The sequence below is a fragment of the Bacillus sp. AFS001701 genome (assembly GCF_002559405.1).
GTDB lineage: Bacteria > Bacillota > Bacilli > Bacillales > Bacillaceae_G > Gottfriedia.
Genome location: NZ_NTZO01000223.1, coordinates 1 through 8,011 on the forward strand (window position 1 = coordinate 1; position 8,011 = coordinate 8,011).

Here is an 8,011-nt window from a genome sequence, read left to right on the forward strand (position 1 = left end):
AGAAAGGATGAGTTTATGAATATATTTAAACAATTTTGGTTTAGTTTATACTCTCCAAAAACAATATCAAGATATAGACTCCAAAAAATCGGTAAAACAATCTTTTTTCTTTTCCTACTAGCAATTTTATATACTCTTCCGGGTTTCTTTTCATTTGAAAAAAATGTGAAGCTTCAGGTGAACAATGTTTCTGATTTGCTTAAAGACAATATTCAGTCAATTTCTTTAAACAAAGGAGCTATATCAATTAACGATAATACGCCGTTCGAACGAAATATCGGCGAATATAAATATGCTTTTTATCCAAATGAAACAGTTATACCTTCAAAATTAAAAAATGAACAATTTGCTGTTGTTGTTTTAAAAAATAGAGTAATTATTAAAAATGATAAAGGCGAGCAAGATTACCCTTACCCTTCATTAAAATCTACAAAAATAAACAAAGCAGACGTTTCAAAATTTATTAAAAATATAAAAGAAGCTCTTCCAGTATTTTTAATCGCATTATTTTTCCTATTTTATTTAGGATCTTGTATCTTCATATTTATAGTTGCTACATTATTAGCGTTTTTAACAGCTTTATTTAAGTCAACTAAGAACTTACCTTTTAGACAACGCTTTGCAATGGTTTCGTATAGCTTAACATTGCCTACTGTTATCTATTTATTGCTAGGATTATTGAAAATCAATATTCCATTCCAAACTTTAATTTTTATTTTAATAACAGTTGTTATGTACACATTAACAATTAAAAATTTACCTTCTAAAAAATAATGTTTGCTGAAGTGTGTTTCACACTTCTTTTTTTTTGCTAAAATATTTATTAGTCCAAGCTCCTAGTAGGAATATTCGTTGTGGACAAGCATATAGTCTACAAAAGGAGTGATTATTAATGAAAAAAATAGCTTTTTTACTAGGTTCTTTATTGCTTGCATATATAATATTCTTTGACCTACAAGTAGGGACGATCCCAACTAAACATATTGCTACAGTGGCAAAAGCAACAAAATCAGAAACAAAAGAAACCTCACTTCCAAAATATGAAAAAATTCAAGTTAAAAACGGTGACACTGTATTAGGAATTATCGAAAACCTTAACCCTGATTTTAACCAGCCAATTAGCCAAATTACAAAAGATTTTAGTGCATTAAACAATGGACTTTCGCCTACTAAAATTCAAAGTGGAAAATCCTATAAATTCCCAATTTACTCTTCACAAAAATAAAATTTGTGTTATATTTCTTTAGTACCAGTTGATAAAATGAGTAATCATGAAGAAAATATGATAATGTAGATTAATACAAAATAGAAATAAAGTTATTTTTGAAGGAGCGAGTTACTCGTGAACGAAATTACACATAGAAGTAAAACACGTGCAGTTAAAGTAGGTAATGTAGTTGTTGGTGGAGCAAATGAAATTTCAATCCAAAGTATGACAACGACAAAAACACACGATGTTGAAGCAACAGTTGCAGAAATTAAACGACTTGAAGAAGCTGGATGTCAGATTGTTCGAGTTGCAGTACCAGACGAAAGAGCTGCAAATGCAATCGCTGATATTAAAAAACAAATTAACATACCACTTGTTGCAGATATACACTTTGATTATAAATTAGCCTTAAAAGCAATTGAAGGCGGAGTAGATAAAATAAGAATTAATCCAGGGAATATCGGTCGTAAAGAAAAAGTTGAAGCAGTAGTAAATGCTGCTAAAGCTAAAGGAATTCCGATTCGTATCGGTGTTAATGCTGGTTCATTAGAAAAACGAATCTTGGAGAAATATGGTTACCCAACTGCTGATGGAATGGTTGAAAGTGCATTGCATCATATTAAAATCCTTGAAGATTTAGATTTCCATGACATCATCGTTTCGATGAAAGCATCAGATGTAAACCTAGCAATTGAGGCATATGAAAAAGCTTCAAAAGCATTCAATTATCCTTTACATTTAGGTATTACTGAATCAGGTACATTATTTGCTGGTACAGTTAAGAGTGCCGCAGGTTTAGGTGCAATCATTAGTAAAGGGATCGGAAATACAATGCGTATCTCATTAAGCGCAGATCCAGTTGAAGAAGTAAAAGTTGCAAGAGAATTACTTAAATCTTTCGGTTTATCTTCAAATGCTGCAACTTTAATTTCTTGCCCAACATGTGGTCGAATCGAAATTGACCTAATTAGTATTGCGAATGATGTTGAAGAGTATATCTCAACATTAAAAGTACCAATTAAGGTTGCCGTACTTGGATGTGCAGTAAACGGTCCTGGTGAAGCACGCGAAGCAGACATCGGTATTGCTGGAGCTCGTGGTGAAGGATTACTATTCCGTCACGGGGAAATCGTACGTAAAGTACCTGAAGCAACAATGGTTGAAGAACTAAAACGCGAAATCGACATCATTGCCAAAGAAAAGCTAGCTGAACTAGAAGCAGCAAAAGGTTAAACATAACAAAAAGGTTAAGGACACTGTTCCTTAACCTTTTTTATTATTTTCCTATCTTGTCAAATCGAATAATCTTGAGGAATGAATACCTTCAATTCATTAGGACGGACAAATACCCTTTCTCCAAGTTGAATATTTAGTTCGTAAAATAATTCGTTCATGAGTTCAATTTCAACATAATCATTCGTATCTTCCCGTAGAACTTCCACATATACGATAGGTCCTACAGCATGAATATGGGTTACGATTGCACTGATCGAAGTTTGATTTGTTTCAAATTTTTCGATAGTAATTTGATGAGGACGAACATAACCAGTAACCTCTTTATGTTCTTTATGTTCTTGTTCAACTAATTCTGGTAATGGGATTTCTAACCCCCCACTTATTAAGCTTCCCTTATTGATCCTTCCATGAAATAAATTTACTTTGCCAAGAAAATCATAAACAAACGGACTTGCTGGCGTATGGTAAACTTCTTCAGGTGTTCCGATTTGTTCAATTGTTCCACCATTCATAATGACAACTCGATCTGCAACTTCAAGTGCTTCCTCTTGATCATGCGTTACAAATATACTCGTAATATGAATTTCATCATGGAGTTTACGCAACCATCTTCTTAAATCCTTTCGAACTTTTGCATCTAATGCCCCAAATGGTTCATCTAATAATAATACACTTGGTTCAACAGCTAATGCTCTTGCTAATGCAACACGTTGTCTTTGTCCACCAGATAATTGAGAAGGAAATCGATTTGCAAAGCTTTCTAATTTTACTAAAGATAGTAATTCCATCACTTTCTCTTTAATTTTTCTTTTTAATGGACGTATAGCTCTTGGTCTAACCTTCAAACCAAAAGCAATATTTTCAAAAACAGTCATGTGCTGAAATAATGCATAATGCTGGAATACAAATCCTACATTTCTTTCTTTTACCTGCACATTTGCTACATCCTGATCTTCAAAAAATATTTCACCCAAATCTGGATTTTCTAAACCGGCAATTATTCGCAGCAATGTTGTTTTACCCGATCCGGATGGACCTAATAAAGCAACCAATTCCCCTTTTTTTATATTTAAATCAATTCCTTTTAAGGCAGTTTCATTTTCATAACTTTTTATTACATTTGAAACTTTAATTGACATACAATCCTCTCCTATTGTTTCTCTTCCTTTAGAACTTTCCATTCAATTATATTTTTAATAACTAATGTCAGAATCGCAAAAATGGACATGAGTGACGCAACTGTATATGCTTGTGGAAATTGGTACTCATTATATAAATTTTCAATATGAAGCGGCATTGTAATTGTTTCTCCACGAATATGTCCAGATACAACTGATACAGCACCAAATTCTCCAACAGCTCTTGCGTTGCATAATATAACGCCATACAAAAGTCCCCATTTAATTTTCGGAAGTGTCACCTTCCAAAAAATATGCCATCCGTTCGCACCCAAGGTTAGTGCAGCCTCCTCTTCAGCACTCCCTGTAGCCTGCATAACCGCAATTAATTCTTTCGCTACAAAAGGCAAAGTGACAAAAATTGTTGCTAGAACAATTCCTGGGGTTGAAAAAATGATTTTTAAATTATGTTCCTTTAACCAACCTCCAAAAATCCCATTATTCGGACTAAATAATAGAACAAATAAAAATCCTGCTACAACTGGCGACACTGCAAAAGGAAGTTCAATTAACGTTACTAATATATTTTTTCCTTTAAAATTAAATTTCGTTGTAGCCCATGCAATTGAAACGCCAAAAATCGCATTAAGTGGTAACGTAATAATCGTCACCAAAAACGTCAATTTAATTGCTGCTAAAGTCTCATCATTTACAATCGCTTCTTTATAAACTCCAAAACCATCTTGTAAAGCTTTTATAAAAATTGAAACTAATGGAAGGAATAAAAATAGCGCTAAAAAAAGTATGACAATACTAATTAAAATGATTGGAAACGTATTACCGTTTAATTTTGCTTTTTTCTCGGTACTAGCATTCACTTCTATTTTTCTCTCTACCTTCAATTCTCTTTCCATTCTTAACTCTTACCCCCTTGAACAAAAGCACGATTTGCGTATCTTTGAAAAATACTAATAATCAATAAGAGTAAGAAAGAAGTTACTAATAACACAACTGCAAGTGCGGTTGCACCCGAGTAATCATATTGCTCCAATTTTGTCATAATTAACAATGGTGTAATTTCAGTCTTCATTGGCATATTTCCCGAAATAAACACGACAGACCCATACTCACCTAATGATCTTGCGAATGCTAAAGAAAATCCAGTCAATAATGCTGGTAAAATCCCTGGAAAAATCACCTTCCAAAAAATTTGAAAACGGCTTGCCCCTAGACTTGCCGCTGCTTCCTCGACATCTTTTTGAAAATTTTCAAGAACAGGTTGAACCATTCTAACTACAAATGGTAACCCGATAAATGTAAGAGCTATAATAATCCCGAGTGGTGTATAAGCAATTTTGAAAGAGAAAAATCTTCCAACCCAACCATCAGGAGAATACAATGTTGTTAAAGTAATACCAGCAACTGCAGTCGGTAATGCAAAAGGTAAATCAATGAATGCATCTACAATTCGTTTACCAGGAAAACGATAACGTACAAGCACCCAAGCTACTAATAAACCAAAAACAGCGTTAATTATCGCAGCAATAAAGGCAGTTCCAAAACTTACTTTATAAGACATTAGTACTCTATGTTCACTAACAATTTTAATAAATTTTGACCATCCTATATCGAAAGAATGTAAGAACAGCATCGATACCGGAAGAAAAATAAAAAAACTTATATATAATATTGAAAATCCAAAGGTTAATCCAAATCCAGGTAGGATTCTTTTCCGCTTCTTAAACAAATTATGTCAATCCTCCTTAAAATAAAAATCAAATAAAGAAGACTTGGCTTAAGCGCTAACAAAACGCCCAATAAAGTCCAATGTCCTCCTTATTTTCCAATTAGGTATTATTGATAAATTTGGTCAAATACTCCACTATCATCAAAATGCTTTGATTGAGCTTTACTCCATCCTCCGAAATCATCAATTGTTAACAATGGCAGGCTAGGATATTGTTCACTATATTTAGCGAGAATCTCTTTATCTCTCGGACGATAATAATTTTCAGCAATGATTTTTTGACCTTCTTTACTATATAGATAAGATAAGTAGGCCTTTGCCACTTCTTCAGTTTTCTTTTCCTTCACATTTTTATCAACAACCGCAACAGGTGGCTCAGCTAGAATACTTATCGAAGGATATACAATTTTATATTTCCCCTCACCTAATTCCTTCACTGAAAGTAATGCTTCGTTTTCCCATGCTATTAATACATCGCCAATTCCTTTTTCAACAAACGTAGTTGTTGAACCACGTGCACCAGTATCTAATACTGGGACGTTTTTATATAATTTCTTCATAAATGCTTTTACTTTTTTCTCATCACCATTATATTTTTTATCTGCATAGCCCCAAGCAGCTAAATAATTCCATCTTGCGCCACCCGAAGTTTTTGGATTTGGAGTAATTACTTGAACTCCTTTTTTCGTTAAATCATCCCAATCCTTAATATTTTTCGGATTTCCTTTCCTTACTAAAAAAACAATCGTTGATGTATAAGGAGTTGAATTGTATTTAAATTCTTTTTGCCAATTAGGGGATATTAGTTGTGCCTTTTCATTGATCGAGTCAATATCATATCCAAGAGCCAGTGTAACTACATCAGCATCTAAACCGTCGATTACTGCCCTAGCTTGTTTTCCAGAGCCACCATGAGACTGTTTAATTGTTACAGTTTGGTTATGTTCTTTTTCCCAATATTTACTGAAAGCTTTATTATAATTTTCATATAATTCACGAGTTGGATCATAAGAAACATTTAACAATTCCACATTTTTATTTGCTGCTTCAGTATTAGTAGCCTTCGATTTATCATCTTTCAAGGTCGCATACAACACTCCCGAAACTGCTAATACAACAACTACCGAGCTAATAATCCATTTCTTTGCCCCCACAATGATCTGCCCCTCTCAATTTCAATTTTCCGATTTTTATTTGTACCCATCTCTACACTTCAACACATTAAAATCTCCCCTTTAAGGCACAAATGTAAAGAAAACTTGTCTATTGCCTAGCCTATTAGGCGAAGGCAAAGACGTAGTTGCACTTATACTTTATTCTATAATTGGCAGTTACACCGAGTACCCTTCACCCCGCCAATTTATCCTTTTTAAAGTGCAAAAAGACCCTTAACTAATGAAAATAGTTAAGGGCCTTTGGTCTTCCAATCAGCCATATTGATTTTTTATATAAGCTTAATAATAAACACACTATTCCTATGTGTCAACTATGATTTTAGAAAATTTTAAATTATTTTCCTTATTATTCACTTTTTATACAATCCTCATTGTATACTCATTATATTTACTATTTACATTTAATTTTGTGGAGGATTTCATGCTAATCGAGTTATATTTTAAACACATCCGTTTAAATAAAACCCAAACAATTTCATATTCCTCATTAAAACAAATTCATAAGCACCATTTACTATCAATACCATTTGAAAATATCGATATTATTTCTCAAATACCGCTCTCAATGAATCCTTCTGAAATTATGAAAAAAATAGCTACAGGTAAGCGTGGTGGGATTTGTTTTGAAACGAATTCATTACTTTTTTCGGTCCTACAAGAATTAGGTTTCAATGTATCTTTTATTTCAACTAAATTTTGGAATGAAGAAAAACAGTGTTGGAATCCCGAATTCTCACATTTATCTATATTAGTAAAAATTGACGATCAAAACTATCTCGCAGACGTAGGAATTGGTGGCGGTTTTTTAGAACCTCTCTTGCTTCGTGACCATTATGAATACTCAGATCCAAATGGATCCTATCGAATGATCGAACAAGACAATTCGAATTTCATCCTTCAAAAATTCAATGGAACTTGGAAGGATTTACTATTCATTTCAATTATTCCAAAACAGCTCCAACAATTCGAAGAACAATTTCATTACTTCCAAACTAGTAATGAAACAATTTTCACCCAATATAAAATCGTCAACTTATTAACGAAAGAAGGAAGAATTTCATTATCAGATCACCAATTAAAAGTAACCAAAAATCATAGAATCAGTCTAACTGAAATAAAAAGTCAAGATGAGTGGCAATCAATTTTTAATAATCTATTTAATCAAAAAGCAGAAATAAAAGGTTAAACAATTTTGCCATCCCCTGAACATTTTTACTCCTCAAACTTTTAATAAATTAGTTAATTTTGCACAAATTAACTGTAATCGAAGTGAAGGGAGCAAATAAATTGAAAAATCGCGAAAAGCAAAACAGCATTATAAGAGAAAGAAGAGAAGATGAAATAAATAAAATAAATCAGAGCAAACAAAATAACCAACCACTTCCTCAGCCAAAGGATATTGAAGAAATAGAATACTAAAAAAATAAACCTTCTATATTAGAAGGTTTTATTTTCACGTTGTTGAAAAACAACCTTGTCAATCAATTACCAAATTTTCGTGAATTGAGTATAGTGAGGTTGATTT

General features: G+C 32.7%; 9 protein-coding genes. 5 read left to right on the forward strand and 4 right to left on the reverse strand.

Annotated elements, in window-relative coordinates:
- The 3 genes from CN514_RS15210 to ispG form a co-directional block, all read left to right on the forward strand.
- A partial coding sequence (locus CN514_RS15210) for a DUF1189 domain-containing protein (RefSeq protein ID WP_217993930.1) occupies positions 1–774 on the forward strand: 774 nt, incomplete at its 5' end.
- A 118-nt stretch (positions 775–892) separates the two neighbouring features.
- Positions 893–1,225 carry a hypothetical protein gene (locus CN514_RS15215; RefSeq protein WP_097974294.1) on the forward strand — a complete coding sequence of 111 codons (333 nt, stop codon included), beginning with the start codon at positions 893–895 and terminating at the stop codon, positions 1,223–1,225.
- 117 nt (positions 1,226–1,342) lie between these two features.
- Complete coding sequence (gene ispG / locus CN514_RS15220; RefSeq protein WP_098233313.1) at positions 1,343–2,443, forward strand: flavodoxin-dependent (E)-4-hydroxy-3-methylbut-2-enyl-diphosphate synthase; 1,101 nt, start codon at positions 1,343–1,345, stop codon at positions 2,441–2,443.
- A gap of 59 nt (positions 2,444–2,502) precedes the next feature.
- Here the strand turns inward: ispG and CN514_RS15225 are convergent, their stop codons facing one another.
- From CN514_RS15225 to CN514_RS15240, 4 genes are all read right to left on the reverse strand, one after another.
- Positions 2,503–3,585: a sulfate/molybdate ABC transporter ATP-binding protein gene (locus CN514_RS15225; RefSeq protein WP_098233314.1), complete on the reverse strand. Its 1,083-nt coding sequence runs from the start codon at positions 3,583–3,585 to the stop codon at positions 2,503–2,505.
- Between the two features lie 11 nt (positions 3,586–3,596).
- Positions 3,597–4,478, reverse strand: coding sequence for a sulfate ABC transporter permease subunit CysW (gene cysW / locus CN514_RS15230; RefSeq protein WP_098233315.1), 882 nt, complete (start codon positions 4,476–4,478; stop codon positions 3,597–3,599).
- A 2-nt stretch (positions 4,479–4,480) separates the two neighbouring features.
- Entirely contained in the window at positions 4,481–5,311 is an 831-nt protein-coding gene (gene cysT / locus CN514_RS15235; RefSeq protein WP_098233316.1) for a sulfate ABC transporter permease subunit CysT, read from the reverse strand.
- Between the two features lie 107 nt (positions 5,312–5,418).
- Positions 5,419–6,468, reverse strand: coding sequence for a sulfate ABC transporter substrate-binding protein (locus CN514_RS15240; protein WP_098233317.1), 1,050 nt, complete (start codon positions 6,466–6,468; stop codon positions 5,419–5,421).
- A gap of 439 nt (positions 6,469–6,907) precedes the next feature.
- On the opposite strand from CN514_RS15240, the gene CN514_RS15245 reads away from it, so the two are divergent.
- Positions 6,908–7,672 carry an arylamine N-acetyltransferase family protein gene (locus CN514_RS15245; RefSeq protein WP_176525927.1) on the forward strand — a complete coding sequence of 255 codons (765 nt, stop codon included), beginning with the start codon at positions 6,908–6,910 and terminating at the stop codon, positions 7,670–7,672.
- A gap of 101 nt (positions 7,673–7,773) precedes the next feature.
- Entirely contained in the window at positions 7,774–7,905 is a 132-nt protein-coding gene (locus CN514_RS26575; RefSeq protein ID WP_286141703.1) for a hypothetical protein, read from the forward strand.
- Positions 7,906–8,011 lie beyond the last annotated feature (106 nt).